This is a genomic window from Alteromonas lipotrueae (genome assembly GCF_019249255.1).
Lineage (GTDB): Bacteria > Pseudomonadota > Gammaproteobacteria > Enterobacterales > Alteromonadaceae > Alteromonas > Alteromonas lipotrueae.
Genome location: NZ_JAESDJ010000015.1, coordinates 26,591 through 45,752, shown reverse-complemented (window position 1 = coordinate 45,752; position 19,162 = coordinate 26,591). Strand labels below are relative to the sequence as shown.

Annotated in this window: 15 protein-coding genes and 2 tRNA genes; 7 read left to right on the top strand and 10 right to left on the bottom strand. The window is 42.2% G+C overall.

Annotated features, from left to right (window positions below; all coding sequences use genetic code 11):
* Positions 1-13 precede the first annotated feature (13 nt).
* The 8 genes from KYS23_RS17035 to KYS23_RS17000 all read right to left on the bottom strand — a co-directional run bounded on the left by KYS23_RS17035 (position 14) and on the right by KYS23_RS17000 (position 9,456).
* Positions 14-2,488 carry an NACHT domain-containing protein gene (locus KYS23_RS17035; protein WP_218419543.1) on the bottom strand — a complete coding sequence of 825 codons (2,475 nt, stop codon included), beginning with the start codon at positions 2,486-2,488 and terminating at the stop codon, positions 14-16.
* A gap of 90 nt (positions 2,489-2,578) precedes the next feature.
* Positions 2,579-4,423, bottom strand: coding sequence for a hypothetical protein (locus tag KYS23_RS17030; RefSeq protein WP_218419541.1), 1,845 nt, complete (start codon positions 4,421-4,423; stop codon positions 2,579-2,581).
* A 231-nt stretch (positions 4,424-4,654) separates the two neighbouring features.
* Positions 4,655-5,461, bottom strand: coding sequence for a nucleotidyltransferase domain-containing protein (locus KYS23_RS17025; protein ID WP_159532616.1), 807 nt, complete (start codon positions 5,459-5,461; stop codon positions 4,655-4,657).
* 19 nt (positions 5,462-5,480) lie between these two features.
* Positions 5,481-6,518, bottom strand: coding sequence for an RNA 3'-terminal phosphate cyclase (rtcA, locus tag KYS23_RS17020; RefSeq protein ID WP_159532614.1), 1,038 nt, complete (start codon positions 6,516-6,518; stop codon positions 5,481-5,483).
* A 3-nt stretch (positions 6,519-6,521) separates the two neighbouring features.
* Positions 6,522-7,748 carry an RtcB family protein gene (locus KYS23_RS17015; RefSeq protein ID WP_159532612.1) on the bottom strand — a complete coding sequence of 409 codons (1,227 nt, stop codon included), beginning with the start codon at positions 7,746-7,748 and terminating at the stop codon, positions 6,522-6,524.
* A 124-nt stretch (positions 7,749-7,872) separates the two neighbouring features.
* Positions 7,873-9,045 carry a slipin family protein gene (locus tag KYS23_RS17010; RefSeq protein ID WP_232370667.1) on the bottom strand — a complete coding sequence of 391 codons (1,173 nt, stop codon included), beginning with the start codon at positions 9,043-9,045 and terminating at the stop codon, positions 7,873-7,875.
* Positions 9,046-9,311: 266 nt separating this feature from the next.
* Positions 9,312-9,383 (bottom strand) — tRNA-OTHER (locus tag KYS23_RS17005).
* Position 9,384: 1 nt separating this feature from the next.
* Positions 9,385-9,456 (bottom strand) — tRNA-OTHER (locus tag KYS23_RS17000).
* Between the two features lie 255 nt (positions 9,457-9,711).
* Between KYS23_RS17000 and rtcR the strand changes: the two genes are divergently transcribed.
* The 7 genes from rtcR (at position 9,712) to KYS23_RS16965 (ending at position 16,724) form a co-directional block, all read left to right on the top strand.
* A complete protein-coding gene (gene rtcR / locus KYS23_RS16995) occupies positions 9,712-11,310 on the top strand; it encodes an RNA repair transcriptional activator RtcR (protein WP_269748501.1) in 1,599 nt (532 codons plus the stop codon).
* 728 nt (positions 11,311-12,038) lie between these two features.
* Positions 12,039-13,067, top strand: coding sequence for a hypothetical protein (locus KYS23_RS16990; RefSeq protein WP_218419539.1), 1,029 nt, complete (start codon positions 12,039-12,041; stop codon positions 13,065-13,067).
* Positions 13,068-13,152: 85 nt separating this feature from the next.
* Entirely contained in the window at positions 13,153-14,046 is an 894-nt protein-coding gene (locus tag KYS23_RS16985; protein ID WP_159532606.1) for a c-type cytochrome, read from the top strand.
* Positions 14,043-14,630 carry a DUF7133 domain-containing protein gene (locus KYS23_RS16980; RefSeq protein WP_218419537.1) on the top strand — a complete coding sequence of 196 codons (588 nt, stop codon included), beginning with the start codon at positions 14,043-14,045 and terminating at the stop codon, positions 14,628-14,630. The genes KYS23_RS16985 and KYS23_RS16980 overlap by 4 nt, the downstream gene beginning before the upstream one ends.
* Before the next feature lie 38 nt (positions 14,631-14,668).
* Positions 14,669-15,574 carry an NHL repeat-containing protein gene (locus KYS23_RS16975; protein WP_218419535.1) on the top strand — a complete coding sequence of 302 codons (906 nt, stop codon included), beginning with the start codon at positions 14,669-14,671 and terminating at the stop codon, positions 15,572-15,574.
* Complete coding sequence (locus KYS23_RS16970; RefSeq protein ID WP_218419533.1) at positions 15,571-15,840, top strand: hypothetical protein; 270 nt, start codon at positions 15,571-15,573, stop codon at positions 15,838-15,840. The genes KYS23_RS16975 and KYS23_RS16970 overlap by 4 nt, the downstream gene beginning before the upstream one ends.
* A 143-nt stretch (positions 15,841-15,983) precedes the next feature.
* Positions 15,984-16,724, top strand: a complete 741-nt coding sequence (locus KYS23_RS16965; RefSeq protein ID WP_218419532.1) for a 3-keto-disaccharide hydrolase — start codon at positions 15,984-15,986, stop codon at positions 16,722-16,724.
* A gap of 93 nt (positions 16,725-16,817) precedes the next feature.
* Here KYS23_RS16965 and KYS23_RS16960 read toward each other — a convergent pair whose 3' ends face one another.
* Together KYS23_RS16960 and KYS23_RS16955 are read right to left on the bottom strand one after the other, a co-directional pair.
* Positions 16,818-17,255 carry a Gfo/Idh/MocA family oxidoreductase gene (locus KYS23_RS16960; protein WP_218419530.1) on the bottom strand — a complete coding sequence of 146 codons (438 nt, stop codon included), beginning with the start codon at positions 17,253-17,255 and terminating at the stop codon, positions 16,818-16,820.
* Positions 17,256-17,396: 141 nt separating this feature from the next.
* The gene (locus KYS23_RS16955) at positions 17,397-19,139 is read right to left on the bottom strand and encodes a glycoside hydrolase family 43 protein (protein WP_218419523.1); all 1,743 of its coding nucleotides are present in this window, start codon (positions 19,137-19,139) and stop codon (positions 17,397-17,399) included.
* Between the last annotated feature and the right edge of the window lie 23 nt (positions 19,140-19,162).

Below are 19,162 nucleotides of genomic sequence, written 5' to 3'. Positions count from 1 at the left end.
ACATTGATGAGATTCATTCATCCGGTGAGATCTCTCTTAATAAAGCAATTTCAAGCTGTTGAGTAAGTCTATTTTTCTCAACTGAATCTAATCTGTAACCTATCATGCGATTAATAAGTTCATGCGTGCTCTTTGAGAGTTCATTGTTAGTTACATAATCGACTAGCCAATCAATCTCATATGCATGCTGCGAGTACAATAGGAATACATCGTGCCACCACGACGATTTTAACATTTTGTCGAAAGAAGCCTTTCTTACTTCATTTAATTGTACTGATGCTAAATATTCTTGAAATCTAAGATGACCAAATCCATATTTTCCATTTGGGTTGACAAGAAGGATCTCGCATGGGGCTACAAGTTCATCGAACAGAATATCAACTTTGAGACGAGAAGAAACTCTATCGACCATTATCGCTTTAATCTGCTCACGAGGTAGCTCTCTTTTTTTCATCTGATGCATTTTGAAAGCAATATGCTTGCTGCAAGTGAGCACATCATCTGGAGAGGAAACCATCCTGTTGATTCCCTTGAATTTATCGAAAACGCCACTAAGAAGGTCAAATCTCTTTCTATACAAATTAGCTTCAGAGCTAGGTAAAGGTATAGATGACTCCTGTAATGAAGCCATTATAGTAGCGGACAAAGGATTTGTTATAACTTCGTCTAACTCGGGGTGACTTTTCAAATGAGAGATAATTGGTTCAACAAGCTCGTTCTTTCCATGGAACCATTTATTAAAAAATTCCTTTTTTTGTTCTGGCGAAAATGGCAGTAAGGAGACATTTACAAAACCTAGTGATGGTAAATTCTCAACTGTAAATCGAGAAGAAGTAATAATTTGACAGCTACGATAAAAATAAGAGAATTTTCTCAATGAATCTAATATAAAATCGTATTGTACAATTGCTTCATCAATACTATCTAAAACCAAGCATGTTCTATCATTTGTAAAGTGATTTCTGAGTGACTCAAGAGAATAAGAGTTTATTCCTATTTCATTAAGGTATGAATGAATACCTTCAATGATATCTCCTCCATTATTTTTTTTGATATGGAGTGCTAGTTCACTTAAGGTTAAATAAATTGTAAGTATATCATCACCGGCCTCTAGTGCTTTCTTGGTAAAGATCTGGAGGTTAGTAGTTTTTCCTGAGCCTGCATCACCTAAAATAATTACGTTTTGCCTTGAGTTGAAAACTTCATCAATAGAGATTTTTGGCGGGCTTCTTTTAACGAAATTTTCTTGTTCAAAAAAGATTTTGCTGTGAAAATTTATAATTCTCAATGCGGAATCAATTTTTTTAGTTAATTTCAAGTAATTTTCTGAGTCAATGTGAGATGTGGATTCAACTCTAGATATTTCTGAGATATGTAAATTAAATTCTTTAGCCAGTTTTTCGGAATTAACAAAGATATCTATCGAATTTGGCAAGTCATCCTGTTTTGAACGCTCATTACTAAGATCTTTTCTAGCCTTTAATACATTTTTATATTGGCTTTTAATGCAATTAAGTTCTTTATTAAATTCTATAAATTCATTGTCATCTAATGTGACTTTTCTAAATCCTGAGTTTATGAACTTCTCAAATTCATCGTCTAACTGTTCGGGATAGAATCTTTTGTATCTACTTTCTTGCAATTTCTTTCTAATTGCCGACATTTGGGATGCAATAGAACCAGCTTTATGTCTGATTTTTGACCGTAAATTTTCAAGTAAACGAAAAGACTTCCTTGCTTCGAAAAGTACAGTCTCATCATAGAATTCGTAGCCAAGGGTATATAAACATAGTTTATTTAATAATTCAGCATCGTATATGTCATTAGGGCTAAGATTTACCGAGTTAGAATTACTTGAGTAGTAATATAGGTTTGATTTTATTTTTCGAAAACCTAGATTTATACTGGCTTCACAGTATATATCGCAGAGGTTTTTTGAATTTGAAAGATATAAAGCATTAAGTAATGCTTTATTATTCAAATTAGGCTTTAGTTTTTCTCCAACATAGGCTTCATCTCCGCTAACAACTCGTTCGAGTTCTGGATGATGCTTTCTTATTAATCGAATTATTTCCCTTCCGTCAATTATTGTCACTCCATCATCAATTATCTTCTTGAATGCTCCAGGGTGAGTATCAAAACTTTTTTCTGATATCTCAAACGGCGTGATAAAAATCCTAGTCTTAACAGGTATCTTGTTTCCGGTCTGTGGGCAAATGACTGGTTCAGACTTAAGTTGGTCTAGTTGAGTAATTAGCTGTTGAAAGCTTTTGTTTGAAGAGTTTGGAGTTGCTCTAATTTTCTTTACCTGCACACCTATAACATCTGACTGTCCCAAAGGTGTTTCATGATATATGACTATATCACGGCCTTTCTCGTATACACCGCCTGTAAAGGCGACTCGGCAGCTGTAAATTTTTTCGAATAATGGGAGAAGTATTTTTTTTGACAGTTCATTCTCTTCAAAATTTATTAGTTTTTCTATCATAGTTACATTTGCCGAATATCGTGAAAAAAGGGATCATTTAAGGGAGTTTATTATTGACTTAAAATTACTATGCCTGTTTTTTCGCTACCCTCATATATTCTTCGCTATCAAATCAGCCTTCAATAACCCACCCTTAGTAAACAATTTCGCGGAAAACTTTGGATTCCGCCTTGCTTCATAGGCATCAAGTATTTTCTTCAAACCGCTAGCTTCTAACAGTGAAATATTTACTTCTGTATCCATTTCTGCGCTTTCTACAAAATCATCCGAGAAGGTAGGGGCTACTATTAAAACTTGCGCTACACGTTTGCCAGCTTGCTCACACCGGTTTACGTATGCTTTTACTTGCCGTGATGTAGTGGAGTATTTTGCGAAGTCACCGTTCTTACAGGTTTTGGCTTCACCTACAATTACATCAATTTCGCTGAGCGAAATTAATATGTCGGCTTTGTCTTTTGAGGTATTTATAGAGCGGCGAAGATCTTCATCTACGGCCATGCCCAGTTGTTCGAAAATAGCCTTTGTTACTTCTTCAAACTTAACGCCGATATCTGCTTCGGCAATTTCGACATTCTCAGCTTTTAACGCTGCCAAATCGCGTCTTGCCAGTGCTGCATAGTTATCTATTAACTTATCGGTGGCATCGGCAAAGCTGTTTAAAATGTTTAAGCGCAGGTTTCCGCGTTTTTTAATGCCCATGCTTTCAACAACCGCTTTAACTTCGTCGTTAGTAAGCATGTAGAGAATGTCGTAGGGCGTAATGCTTAGCGCTCTTAATTTCTCTACGTCTAACTCTTCTTGTTCTTCTAGTTCAAACTCGTGTTTCAATACTGTTGATAGGGAAGGGAAGTGGTTTTGCAATGCAGAGAAAAGTTCTTTGAAGCCTGTAGCGCTTAGGGCGTTAAACTCACGCTCAGTACAGGTATTTAGTGTATTTAGGATGATAGAGGTACGTTCTTCAAGTGTGGTACCTAACTTATCTAAATCTAAGTCTAAGTCCGAGATTAGGTTTTTGAGTCGCTCCTTTCTATCATTAAGCGGTGTGTCTTCGGCATATAAATCGGATTGCAGTACTTGGGATACCGCAACGCCTAATTTCATAACGTTTTGAATTTTCTGTTTGCGCTCAATACCACGAATTTTCTTTCTGTGATTTTTAAGTATATTGGAAAGCTCAGCGTCGCTAAAAGTGCGTAGTATTCGAAGAAAGTGTTTGTCAGCTAGTTCTTTGCCTTGCAGTCTGTGAAGCAAGTTAACAATTTCATCTGGCACGTAAACGGTTTGAAGCTTACGGCTTACAAAGATTAGACCAATCTCTCTTAATTCGTTTAGCGCATCTTGAACACCATTCTTGGGTGTCTGATCTATCAAGTGCTCTACACCCGCTTGGTCGTCTGCTGTAACATCTAAGCTTTTTGCTAAAACGTTAAGAATGCCGCGTTCATCATCCGTAATCTTCGATTCACGATTACTTCGTTCATCATTCGAGTAAGCTTCTTTTAAACAAGCGTGATAAATACCAAGGCGTTTTCCATCGGAAAATATTTCACCTTCTTCAACGGTTTCAATCTCTGATTTTAGTTCATTCGCTCTTGTATCGATGACAGTCCATTCTTTAGCGTATAGCGATTCAACCCAATTGATTCTGGCTATGCAGTTACCATCGCGGCTGAGTATATTTGTAAGTAGAGTGGCCTGCGCCCCTAACATCGCTAACTGTTCACGAACAGATTTTTCGAAATAAGGGAGGACTATTTTAAACAGCTGTGTAATGTCAGTGCTAGATGCGTTTTTTATCTGGCCGTCTAACTTGTCTAGTTGTGCAGCAATCTTCTTATCATGCTTAACTGCATCACTACATATGCGGTCAATGGCATTAATGAACTTCGACTTTTCGACCTGGTTCACCAGTGAAAGTATGCTTGAAAGCTTCATAAATCATCCTTGATATTGTGAGCTGAAACTCACTTTTTATTATACTTAAGTAGTAACCATACACCTCGCTGTGGAATTTTTGAACTTTTATCTTGATTTGTGGTGGAAGTGCAGTTGCGATAAGAGCTTTGAGTGGCCTCAACTTGCGAAAGAAGAGGGCTTAAGTCCAACAGTTGAAATGTAATTGGTGAATCGCCATCAATAAACTAGACACTTTCCAGCTGCTCTGGTTTAAATATATGCAAATACAGACTTAAACAAGGTGTTCAGTTCATCAAAATTGGCGTCCCTCTCAGTAACGTTAGCGGCATAAAACTCGTGACGTTTCAATTCTGATTCGATGAAATCGTTTATCACAGGCACTGCACTAGCGTATTCCTTTTCAAGGCTCACTTTCTTACGAGCCAAAAGGTCAGTTATCGCTTCATTCAACAATGTGTTATTCGCAACCAATTTACGTAATACGTCAAACTCAATAGGGGCCGGTTTGTCATAACGCTCCAACCACATGATGGCGAGCAGCGGTCGTAACACATAAAAGTACTTTTTAAGCGGCACGACGTCCTTTTTTAAGTACTCGCGATAGTTGCCTTTGGCCATATGCAAGTAGTGGTACATCCCTTTATGTGAAGATGCTATACGCGGCATCATTTCTCGGGCTCTTACTGCAAAGTGCCCATCATCAACATACACGATAGAGGACTGAAGCCATTCGATAAAAGCTGGGTTGGATTTCCAAAATAGCTTAAGGGCCTTTCTGATATCCCAACCGTTGATATCGATTTCATCCACTATCGGATATTCGATGACGTCGCGCCTATCTTCCACATCCACGGTTAAATACCAGTCTTTAGGATGCGCATAGATAAACCGCACATCGTAGTCACTGTTGGGACTAGCAAATCCCCATGCGCGACTGCCTGACTCCACGGCGTATAGTATTTTTACATTGTGTTCATGTTCTGCTGCGGCTATTCGCCGCAGTATTTCTGCTCTTATTTCCGGCTCTATCGCGTCCGGTGCGTGTTTGTTTTCCATGTTGTACAGCTCCAATAATTTATCTATCTATAGTGATTTTCCAGCACACATCATTGTGCTTTTTCAATTTGATATTTGTATCCACAAACTGCTGGATGACGTCAATATTGGTGGTCGTATGCAGCGTTGGTTTTGTGGTGGTGTAACTCCCACTGCCAGCCAATACCATTGGAATGAGTAATTGGTCTGCCAGTTGCTCTTCCACCGCCGCTTGCGAATGAATCAACTTTCTCACGCGGCCAGCACATCGCTTAGCGACCCGTTCTCCGGAAACGCCCAGTTCGCCGACCACTTCAAATAGACTTGTGTGCGTATTACTTTCAATTTTCAACTGAAAGCTATTACCAGGCCCTAGTGAATCTACCTCTGTCAGTGTGCCTACTGAAGTGTTCCAGTTCAATATGGCTCTTGCAGTTTCTATTTCTCGTTCGCCAATCGAAGGCGGTAACTGACTGACCAAGGCATTTAGCCGACAGTTTTCAGGTGCTACCGCAAAGTTGCTAGCAGCTTCTGTTAGTTCAATCCGGCTCAAGCCTTTGGTCGGTTGGATATTGATTTTCCACTTGCCGCCTCCGGCGGGATAAAAACCCAGTGCTGACCTTTCAACCTGGCAATGTATTCCCATCTTATGCAACAGCGGCAAATAGGATTGCTCCAGAAAGCACAGTGACGGTGACATGCCATTATGTGTGCCACCTTCAAAGGTCACACTTGAACAGGTGTTTGCCAAGGCCAACACCGGTAAAATAGTTTGGCAAACCAGTACGGTGCTACCCGCCGTGCCTATCGAAAAATGGTAATCACCCGGTACAACCTCTCCGGGTGAAAACCGTATTCGACCAGCGCCTAATTCCACACCCTCCGTGGTCGCGCCGCATATCCTTTGCGCGGCCAAAACCGAGGTGAGGTGCTGACGCAGTAAACCTGGCTTTCTGCGTTTGGCACGTATGTTTACTATTTCAATAGGCTGCTTAGTGAGGATGGACAAGGTTAAGGCTGTCCTTAACACCTGTCCGCCGCCTTCACCTTGCGCACCATCAATGTGTAAGTACTTCATCGTTTACCCCTTTACACACACCACCTGTTTTAAGGTGTAAACCACTTCAACCAGATCTTTCTGGGCATCCATGACTTTATCAATATCCTTATAAGCATGTGGGATTTCATCAATCACAGATTCATCCTTACGGCATTCCACGCCCTGAGTCGCTTCAATTTGATCTTTAATGTTGTAGATCTTTTTCGCCTGTGTCCGCGACATGACACGCCCTGCGCCATGACTACAGCTATTGAAACTTTCAGGGTTTCCTAGGCCTCTTACGATGAAGGATCGCGCACCCATGCTGCCTGGAATGATCCCCATTTCGCCTTTCTGAGCCCGCACAGCACCTTTACGAGTCACAAAGCAGTCTTTGCCAAAATGCCGCTCACGGGAAATGTAGTTATGGTGGCAGTTCACAGCGAGTTCTGCTGTCGAAAATGTCGTTGGGACCTGTTTTCTCAATGCGGCAATGGCATTAATCATCATGATCTCACGGTTTTTCGCGGCATAGTCTTGTGCCCATTCCACGGCTTCAACATAGTCATCAAAATATTCACTGCCTTCTTCTAGGTAGGCCAAATCCCTATCTGGCAGATTAATCTGATGACGCTCCATTTCCTTTTTGGCCAGTTCAATAAAATAGGTACCGATACGATTACCTACGCCACGACTACCCGAGTGCAGCATTATCCACACTGCGTTGTTTTCATCTAAACACAGCTCAAGAAAGTGGTTGCCTGTTCCCATCGTACCTAAATGGTTTACGTGATTGCTCTTCCTGATTGCTGGGTGTTTTTCACAAATGCGTTTAAACCGAGCCTCCAGTTTTTTCCATTCAGCGGCGACCACATCCGGTATGTTGTGCCAGGCACCTTTATCCCGTGAACCTCTGGCTCTCGCACTTCTACCGTGCGGGATAGCAGCTTCAAAGGCGCTTCTAATACCTGACAAATTATCCGGAAGCTGACTGGCGGATAACGTGGTTTTTGTGGCCACCATACCGCATCCGATGTCGACTCCTACTGCCGCCGGGATGACCGCATCAACAGAGGGGATAACACTGCCTATGGTTGCCCCTTTGCCCATATGCACGTCAGGCATAACGGCAATATGGGAGTGAACCAATGGCATGCTGGCGATGTTATTTAACTGCTCCTGAGCTTTGTCTTCAAACGGAACACCTTTGGTCCACGCCTTAATGGTTGCCCGTCCTTTGCTTTCGATAATGTTGTAGTTGCTACACATTATTTACTCCTTAATTTATTACTTATTTTGTTTTATTCGATTTATATCTGCGAGATTTCAATAGCGGACTGCGACACCTTTTCGCCGCAGTCCTTCCCGCTTCCTATTTTTACTACGCGGTTCTCTATGCTATTTTCACTACGCCATTCATCAGGCCTTCCAGGCCTCCATACACCGTCAGGTTGCCGATTTTATCCGACAGCTTTTCAAGCGCTTCGAGCTCTTTCAGCCGCATCAGGGTAGGGTTGTTTTCCATCACCTTGGCGGTGTTGTGCAAACTTCTGGTAGCTGAAGTTTCCTCTCGCCGTTTAATCACATTGGCTTCTGCGGCTTTTTGCGCTTCTACCACCTGATTCAGGATGGCCTTCATTTCGCCAGGCAAAATGATGTCCTTCACACCTACATTCATCAGCGATATACCTATGTCGTTAAGTTGCCCCGATACTAATTCCTTTACCGTTTCATTGACGTACAACTTATCTAGCAGGATATCGTCTAACGATTTAGTACCCACTGCCTCTCTTAGCGCTAGTTGCAAGGTTTTATAGACATAGTCATCCACCTTATCAACGCTGCGGGCGGCAAGTTCTGGGTCCTGCACTTTGATGCTCGCACTCAGATTTATTCTGAGACTCACTCTGTCCTTACTCAGGATTTCCTGTCCGGAAATATCCAGCATCTGCGTTTTGCAATCAAACGCCTTTACTTCAATCGTGTGATTGAACTGCCAGAACGCGTGTTGACCGGGTTCCAGTCTACGAATGAATTTTCCATTCACATACAACAGACCAACATGTTCTTTCGCTACCGCCACATCAGCGATAGGCTTTAAAGCAACAGTTCGGCTACTTCTAATCAACCTTGAAGCGCTATTGGCTCCTGCCCGGTTAATCAGGAACAGCAGCTTTTCGTCGACGGTTAAATTGTCATCTATCGAGAGCGTTTCTAACCTCAATTCGCCTGCATCTTTCCAGAGGTAGATATGTTCACTTGGTGCAACAATACCTTGTAGCAAATCATCTACGTATAGCAATCCAACTTCATTGCTCGACAACTTCCAGTGTGAAATATGGTCGCGCAAGGTTTCACTGTTTCGATAAAGTCTGTCGGCATTTTTCTCAGAAAAATACAGTTCATTGATGTCAAAAGTTATAAATTCGAGTTCATTTTTGAGATCCCACATTTTATGCTTTCCTGGCAATAGGACGTCAGTCAATAGTTGATTTTTAAACATCAACATTCTTTGGTTTTCAGCGACTGTCACCGTTTTTCTCATTAGGTTATTTTTAAACATCATTAATTTCCTTTTATCATTTCATCCACTTTCGCAACGTCTTGTAGCTAAGTGGTGTTAGCAAGGGTTTATTGCTTCACTGACAAGGGCACCGGAGCGTTGAATAGCAGGGAGCATCCGGCTTGCTGCTTGTCGTTTCTCTTTAGCGCTCGTCAGTCATTGGCAAAAACGACTTACTAACGTGCTTTTTACAATGTGTTTTTAGGGTGGGACTTGAACCCACAACAATCGAAGTAAATGTTCGATGCTCTACCAATTTGAGCTACCTGTATTTAAGGAAGGATTCGAACCTTCGCCAACGGGTATTACGCCGTTGCTCTATCCGCTTGAGCTACTTAAATAATATTAAGATGGGAAACGAACCCATGACCGACGAATATCAATTCGCTGCTCTTCCAACTGAGCTACTTAATAGGTTGTTTGATTAGGCATACGCAGTCACAGAGTTCAGCGCACCAGTGTGACGTTTTAAATCACAACCGTTTAATCAGACACTTTTTGTATATCAATCAATGTGCCAACCTTGGTTTTTATTTTTTTATTTTCATAACTTATTGTTTATTATGGTTATGTTTGTATTTTTGTTAGTGTGGATGTATTTTCATAATTTGACTTAAAACAAAAATAATAATTTAATGGATATTTAATTATCTATATGGATATGATTTGGTGAAGTGTAGCGTGGTGGTAAGCCTGATTGGCACACAGTTGGATTATGTTGGAAAGCGAGTGGATCGCTGGGCCAAATGGCGGCCTAATGTCAGCCTATGTAGCCAGGATGATTTGATAGTTAGTCAACTGCACATGCTGCATGACAACCACAGTTCCCGATTAGCGAATAACGTTGCGGTTGATATTGGAAGTGTATCGCCGGAAACCAACGTGGTTTTGCACAATGTGAATTTTAACGATCCTTGGGATTTCGAAGAAGTTTATTCAAAGCTATATGATTGGTGTCATCAACAAGTCTTTGATACCGATCACAATGATTACCTTTTTCATATTACAACGGGTACGCACGTCGTTCAGATATGTAGTTTCTTGCTAACGGAAAGCGGCCATTTTCCGGGACGATTAATACAAACCTCACCGGATAGAAGCAACAAAAATAAAGCCATTGGTAAAACTCAGATCATTGATCTGGACTTGTCAAAGTATGACCAACTCGCCACACGTTTTGATCGGGAACATTTAGAAGGTAAAGAATTTCTTAAAGGCGGTATTCAAACTAAGAACACGGCTTTTAACCGTTTAATTACCCAAATTGAAAAGGTTGCTATTCGCTCTAGCGATCCCATGTTGCTGACTGGGCCCACCGGTGCGGGTAAGAGTCAACTGGCGACTCGTGTGTTCCAACTGAAGAAAAAAAGGGCCATGCTGAAAGGTGATTTTGTCTCGGTAAATTGCGCAACATTGAAAGGTGAAAATGCCATGGCGGCGTTGTTTGGCCATACCAAGGGGGCATTTACTGGGGCACAGAAAGAACGCAGTGGTTACCTGATGACGGCGAACAAAGGCATGTTATTCCTGGATGAGATAGGTGAGTTGGGATTAGAAGAGCAAGCCATGTTACTTCACGCCATCGAGAATAAAACCTTTCATCCGGTAGGAAGTGATCAAACCGTTAGCAGTGACTTTCAATTGATTGCAGGCACCAATAAAGACCTTAAATCAGAAGTCGAAAATGCTCGTTTTCGGGAAGATCTGCTGGCAAGGATAAATTTGTGGACTTATGAGCTTCCCGCGTTAAAAGACAGGCGAGAAGACATACCGGCTAACATTGATTATGAAGTGAGTCTGTATGAACAAAAAACAGGTCAGAGGATTCAGTTCAACAAAGAAGCGCGGGATACGTTTGAGCAATTCGCGACATCAGCAACTGCCATTTGGTCTGGAAACTTTCGGGATTTGAGCTCGGCAATTACGAGATTATGCACTCTGGCTGATTCTTCTCGGATTTCAGTTGATGATGTAAAGGATGAAATTGAACGGCTTAAGCAAGCTTGGCAATCATCCGAACACTCTACTTCAGTCTCAGTGTTACAAAAGTACTTTTCACAAACAGCAATTGAGCAGATGGATCATTTCGATGCGCATCAACTCAACTATGTGTTACAGGTTTGTAGTCAACACCGGAGTATGGCCTCAGCCGGAAGGGAGTTGTTTCATGTCAGTCGTACCAAAAAGGCGCAAACTAACGATTCAACAAGGCTACAAAAGTATCTTCATAAGTTTGGTCTGAATTGGTCACAGTTGATGGATCGATGAATTTTTTGCTTTAAACAATAATCTGATTATCAAAGAATTATAGTGGCACATTGAGTTAAGGTACTTTACAAGCTTTATGGGTTTGTATTTATGTAGTCATATGGGCTTGCAAGGAAAATCATGAATTAACTAAGTTATGGTACAGAACAAATTCAAGCGGGAAAATATTGCTCAGAATGTGGTCATAAGCTTATTGAGAGCCAGGGTAATTAAACAAAGGGAGCTGAGTCTGAGGGATCCCCACGAATTTAATTTCATGTACCTCCACCCCAGGCTTCGTCTACTAAGGAGCTGTACCACTCGAGTGCCGCTTTCCATTGTCGCATGCTAACCCGTATTCGACAGGCGATAGCCCTGAGCTAAGGTATTGAATCGATGTACTGAAAAAATGTGATGTCAACCATCAAATACTTACGAATCATTGAATAAGAACACTAAACAAGATAGTCATATTTTGTCGCCGGTTGCCTATAAATCTTTGGTGTATTCGCACCGTTCTATTCACAACTTTGATTGTATCAGGTAGATATTTAACTTTTTGATTATTAGCGGGTGCGATTCAAGCACGTACGATAAATAACAGCAAATCTGAAGCTGGGAGTCTTTTCAAAATCTTGCGCTTCAAGTTTTAATGTTAACAATATGTATGTGAAATGTTGGCTGAATTGTGATTGAGGGGTAGTCTAATTCTATATTTATAACGCGTACGATTTCTGGGCCCTCTATTTATGTTTCGCTGCATAACCCGTCTTCAATCTATAATATTACCTAGGATTCAGCGCAAAACAGCGGCTGTCGTCAGCACAGTACTTTGTGTCAACAGTGCATGGGTTGTTGCCAATACGCTAGATAATCAAGTTAGCCTTTACGGGGTTGAATCAACCAGTTCACTTTCTTCTGTATTTACTCACAATGGCAGCGTTAAAGCTGTATCTGCGTTTATTACGGAGGGATACCAGTACAACGGTGAACGAATAGCAATTAGTGCAGATGGTAACAATCAAGCTGATCATCACACTGAAGCACGCTGGCCGCGAGCTGACGAGGATGATTGGGCAGGTACAGCCGCAACACTAGCAATGCTTGCCAAAAAAGGGCTGCAAGATAAGTTGGTACATTATTCCTTCAACAACTTCATTGATGCACCACCGCATACCAGCGAAACAAACTACATGGCAGACTCTGTCACTGGTGCAATCAAGCGGTGGAACTTTCCTAAATCACCGTTCTTCGATGTGTCGAAAAATACAGATAGGGCAATTGAACATCTGGCACGTGAGATTGCAAAATCTAGTGAACACAACCCTCTGTATTTTATCCATATGGGCCCTTCAGAATTTCTTTATCAGGCCGTTGCACGGGTCATCGATAGAGAAAAGGTTGCGTCACTTTCTCATGTATATGTTGTTTCTCATAGTGGGTACAACGACAACCATTTGAGAAGACAAGCGCATCATACAATGTCAGATGTGTTGCTGCTAAGTGGCAATCGTATCCATTACAAAAAAATTATAGATCAGAACGCGTGTGACAAACCCGCAACGCTATGGTGCTCAAAATCATTTGAACCTTTTAAATGGCTTAAAACCCACGATGACCCTTCGTTGCGTTGGTTGTGGGAACGAATGCAGCACAATCCTAAGAAAAAGGCTGACTTGTCTGATGCTGGGATGGTGTTTTTTCTGCTTGAGGGAGATGAACACGGTAACCCCCAAAAATTCCGCCGGTTTCTGGGAAATTCGGTAATGCCAATATAGCGTTGGCAGGTAGCAGGCTTTCGACCGTATTCTGCAATGGGAACACAATGAAAACAAATGTGGATGTAAAAAAAGAGGATACAACTTGAGTTTTCTCATGATGGCCAGCAATAGTGTTTGCACTATCGGTTTTGTGCTGTTGCTAATGACTTTGTCTGTTGACCTTTACGCCAATGATATGGGCGTAAAGGCATTTAAAGAAAATTGTGGCGCCTGTCACGATCTAAAGCAAAATAGTACAGGTCCATCGTTAGTTTATATTGGCGAGCACTACCCACAGGCTAAACGGGAGGCATTTTTAGCCTGGGTGAAAAGTCCGGGTAAGAAAAACCCTGATATGATCCAAATGCCTGCGATTACCTATTTGGACAACGATACGCTTGCAGCTATTCACCTTTACATATTGGATGTGAGTAAGGACCAAAAACAAGAGGGGGAAAAACCTAAATTCGCACCTTACAAGCCGCCACAGCGACCTTATCCTCAGGTGTTGAGACACTATCTGCCTTTCACTAGCCCCGCATCAATCGCTATTGCTCTAAATTCTGAACTAACAGTGGTATGGGATACCACCATAGCAAAATTACGCTATGTGTACCCCACTGGCGCTAATTTTGACGGAGAAAAAAGACGAGAGGAAAATGCGAAAGCCATAATGTATTCAGAAGAAAGCGAGGTTTTATTTTCGTTTGTTGAAAATAAGGAGATTATGTTCAAAGGATACCAGTTGATTAAGGGGGAGCCAGAGTTTCATTATCAGGTCGGCAACGTTGAAGTAAAAGAACGTATTCATTTAGGGAGTAACGAAAGATCGTTCGTTCGTGAGTTTACAATAACAGGCGTAAAACAAGATGTAGTACTTACTCTTGACCATTCGTCTTTATCTTCAATACGCCTTAATGGAAAACCTCTAACCGACGATAACGTTCACTTGTCCACTGAGCAAGTGTCGAGCTTCAGCATTGAGGTGGAATTATGAATACCCTTTTATCCGCAGCGCTGCTGGTGGCGCTTCTTTCCCACCTTATGTTTTTTGCAATAGCAAAAGCAGATTGGCATGACTACTACGCCATTGATCGGGTTGATTACCCAATTGAAATTGACCCTCAAGTCGGTGGTTTAACGGCAATGAAAGACGGCCGACTAGCGCTTACTGTGATGCACGGAGACGTGGTTATTTACGATCCTGAGTCTGAAACATGGGACGTGTTTGCGTCGGGGCTGCATATGCCACTTGGTATTGTAGAGGAGAAGCCGGGACAATTTTTGGTTATTCAAAAGCCGGAGCTTACGCGGTTAATTGACACTGATAGTGATGGCAAGGCAGATCAGTATCAGACGGTATACGATGATTTTGGAATGACGGGAAACTACCACGAATTTGCGTTTGGTCCGGTGGTTGACACTGAAGGAAATATATTTGTTGCGCTTAATGTAGCATCTAATTTTAATGGCGTTTTTGAGTATATAAGGGGGGAAAACAGTGATTTATGTCCTCCTAAAGGCAAGATGCAGCAGTGGCATGACTTTGAAAATGGAAACAGGGGTATCGGAAGAACGTAACTCGCATGTTTTCTTGTGCGCCTTATCGAGGGTGGGTAATGAAGATAGCGCCTGACGGTGAGGTTACGCCTTTTGCCTCAGGGTTTCGGTCGCCAGCTGGAATGGGATTCGATGATAACGGGCGCCTATGGGTAACGGATAATCAAGGTGACTGGATAGGAACAAGCCCTTTGTATCATGTCAGCGAGGGAGATTTTGCGGGACATCCCGCTTCTTTGCATTGGAAAAAAGGTTGGCAAAAGCCCCATTCTGAAATAGAAGCGTCAGATTTATTACCGTTGCGCAAACCCGCAGCGGCATTGTTTCCACATGGAGAGCTGGCGAATTCACCAACGAAACCGGTTAAAACTATCGCTAAATCTCTTTTTGGTCTTCCAGAGGGAGAAATGCTCTTAGGTGATATGAATAAAAATCATCTCATTCGATATTTACCCGATGAAATTGATGGAACATTGCAAGGAACACTCATTCCTTTTGTAGGGGGCAACGCGCTTGGCATTGGAAATTACACGATGGACTTCTCTTCAGATGGCGCATTGTGGGTCGGCAAAGTACACATGAATTGGGCAGGTGGAGAGGGCTTGCTCAAAATCACTAAGAAAAAAGCGCCTTTTCTTATTGAAAGTGTAACGCTTCATAAAGACGGGTTTCAAATTACCGCTAATGAGCCCATCGAGGCTCTGCCAGATGCTGTTTCAATAACCCACCATACCTATCACTATCATGCCAAATACGGTTCAGAAAAGGTGGATGTAACTAATGTAGTTCCAGCCAAACTCACCTTAGATAAATCGAGAAAGCAGCTTTTTATTACCTTAGACAGCCTGGCCGAGAATAGTCTTTACACTATAGACCTAGGTGAAATGGTTAGCGTGAACGGTAAACCTTTAATGGGCACTGTTTTACGGTACAACCTGAACAAACGAGCAAGAGACTCACAATGAAGCGCAATATGTTTGGACAAAATGATGCGATACGTTGGTTAAATAGCGGGGGGCTAATCGTTCTTCTTCTAATTGCTAGCTTGAACGTTAACGCCCAAGGTGAAGCACAAACGCATCCATTTGTTAGTGGGGAAGATGGGGCTAGCAAGCAGCTTTTAACACAGCGTTGGTCACTCGTTGAAACACTTTCAGATGAATTTGAAGGGGATGAGTTAAGTCAAATATGGGATACCCGCAATATCATTTGTGCCCAGTATCCCATGTGAAAAACCCATGGCGCTTATTTTGGCAATTGAAATTTATGACTTCAATTGGCCTACCGATGCAAAAAAAGATGGCTTCTTGGCATCCAAGAAAGATCGCTCAACGCGATATCAGTGGATAAGAACATTGAAAACGGAGTAGCAACATGAAAAGCATAGTGTTTAATAAACTCGCCTTAGTATCGCTGAGTCTTTTGTCCTCTATGGGATACGCATTAGAAGAGAAACCCAACCCAAAACTCACGGAAGTATGGGAGCCTGTTCCACCCAAAGTCACCTTAGATGGCATTCCTTCTGATGCCATTGCATTGTTGGGCGACGATGAGAAAGGCGTAGATGAAAATTGGCAGCATGTAAATGGTGATACCGTGAAATGGTTTTTTGAGAGAGGCGAGTTGACCGTCTTACCCAAGTCTAGTTCGCTCCATACCAAAGCATCATTCTGTGATATGCAATTGCACTTGGAGTGGAAGGCTCCTAAGAACCCCTCCAGCCATATCGCTAACAGTGGCATCATTTTTCAAAAGCGTTATGAAGTTCAGATTTTAGAAACCTACGGCAATCCGTTTTATGTGAATGGTATTGCGGGCTCTGTCTATAAGCAATCGCCACCATTCGTAGATGCGCTGATGCCAGCCGGTCAGTGGCAAGAGTACGATATTGTTTACAAAGCCCCTAGATTTACTGAAGAGGGGGAGTTAGCAACGCCTGCCCACATTACCGTCTTTATCAACGGTGTTGTTGTGCAACATAACTTTGAAGTGAAAGGTACAACACTTTACAGAGGTGAGCCTAGCTATCCGGTTGCCCACGGATGTGAACCTCTCGTTCTTCAAGACCATGGAGACCCTATAAGTTTCAGAAACATTTGGGTAAGGCATTTGTAGTTACTAAAAACGGTTAATAAGAATAATGGGGCAGAGTACTTTTTCTCATAAAGACTGACACTATAGAAAAGTACTCTGGCCCCCTAACTGCCCCTAACTAAGTGGCAGTTTAAACAAGTTCTTTTTCACCACCTTTTGCCGCTGAACGATAAATTGCGTTAAGCAAGGCAATAGAGCGGCGACCTTCGAAACCATCAACCAATGGTTTAGTGCCGTTTTCAAGCGCATGTAAAACGTCTTCGAAATTTCTTTGGTGCCAAACAAAGTCGATGGCTGAAGGGTCGGCTGCGCCTGAACCGGCTTCGTTTTCATTAAGACCATATTGCTGTCTAATTTCATTGTCATGTTCACTTTCATTAGCGACCTCCCACAGCCGTCAAAAGGTGTGCAGTTATGTTTCTGTGCGAAGGCGTTCGCTTTATCGATTGAACGTGAATAAATTCCTGTTAGCTCTGCATTAGGTATAGCGTTAATGGCCTGAGCATGAAAATCCGCGATCATGCCAGCGCCGACAATGCCAAATCGATACATTCCTTGTTCCTTTTTTAAACAGTTTGCAAAAAGTATAGGGAAAGTTAGCGCTGTAGACTAGCTTTCCCTCTTTGCCGACGCTATTTTCCGACTTTCTGGATTAGCGGGAACATCTGTCACCATTCATGTATAGACCGCACGCTAGCGGTTGTTGTCTTGTGAGTACATTCCCACGATAGCGCCGGTAAAGCCACCAGCTTCAAAGCTGGATAGCACTGATGAGTTCACAGACATGATTAAGGGTTGATAAGGTTGTTCTTCAATTCGATAGTAGAAATCCATATTCGCTTTATCTATATCTACTCTTAATTCAATTTGCTGTGCACGCTGCAACGTAATTCTCTGCTCTTTAATTGTTACCCCTTGAACAAGTTCTGGGGTATTGGCTTTTCGCCGCACCTGCAGTACTTTGTCGCCCTGTGAATTTTGGCTCAAACCAAAGGCAATATAGTTATCGTCATTTTGCATCGACATCATTCCAGCTTCCAGACCTGGATGTAGTTCGGGAAACTGCAATTTTACCGAATACGTGGCCTTCATATGAGCCAGTCTGCGCCCAATAAAAGACGGTTGATTATTTTCACCTAGTCTATCTTTTCGAGCCGACATAAAAAGACGGCCATTTTCAATCTTCCACCATTGTGTTCGAGGGGTTCGGATAAATAGCCACTCGAGTGGCACTTGGTTCGATTCAAAATCATAAATTTGTGTGTAATTACCACGTTTGAATTCATTGTTTGATGGGATTTGAGGTAAAGCAGGGCGGTCAATTTGATAAGGAATGGGGGCGTGAACGGGTAATATTGTTGGCCAACCATCGTTCCAAGTCACTGGCAATAAGAAGGGTTCTCTTCCTGTGTGAAAGTGTCCAATGTCAGTTTTGTCTAGGTCATAAACGCGATTGGCTAAAAATACCACCCACCAGTCTCCATTTGGGTCGTCAAACAGATCGCCATGTCCAGCTGCCGTGATCGGGAATTCGCGGTCTTTGGGTAAACCAATTTGAGTAAGAACGGGATTCTCTTGATTCGCTTCATATGGACCCAAAATAGAATCGGCTCGGTAAAGCAAATAGCTATGAAAATACTCGGTTCCACCGCCCGATGCTGACAAATAATATTTGTTTTTCACTTTATAAATATGCGGCCCTTCCAAATACTCAGTGTGCCAAGGCGCGGGGTCGTCACCATTTACTAATTCAACATCTTTTGAAATAGGCTGAAAAGTGTTGGCGTCTACTTCCATTATTGCAATGGAGGTATGGGCTGGATACTTCTTATTGGCAGGATCTTTATGGTGGACAATATAAACTTTGCCGTCGTCGTCAAAAAACAATGATGGGTCAATGCCTGCGAGTTCTGGCAACCAAATCGGATCAGACCAAGGGCCTGCGGGGTCGGTTGCGGTGATGATAAAGTTGCCGCCACATCCAACGCAGGTGGTAATGATATAAAACGTGCCCTGTCTATATTCAATCGCCGGGGCGTAAATACCGTTGTAGCCTATGTGTAAACCATCAAAATTGAGCTGTTCCGGCCGATTTATTGCGTTACCTAACTGTTGCCAATGCGCCAAATCTTTGCTGTGAAAAATAGGTAAACCAGGAAACAAGCTAAACGTAGAATTCACCATGTAGTAGTCATGACCTACTCGCACTATGCTCGGATCTGGGTAGAAGCCGTTCAGTATAGGATTTTGAATTTTTGTTTTAGCCAGCGGTTGATTAAAGATAGTATCTTTACCTTGATAGCTAAAGTCGTCGAATATGGCATTTGGTGAAGCCTTCGGCGTTTGGTTTTGAGAGGGGGCGGGCATATTACACGCCGATAAAAATACAGCGATGGCTAGTAGCGCAAAATGGTATTTATGGGTATTGCAGGTCATTATTCCCTCGCTCATATTCGGGA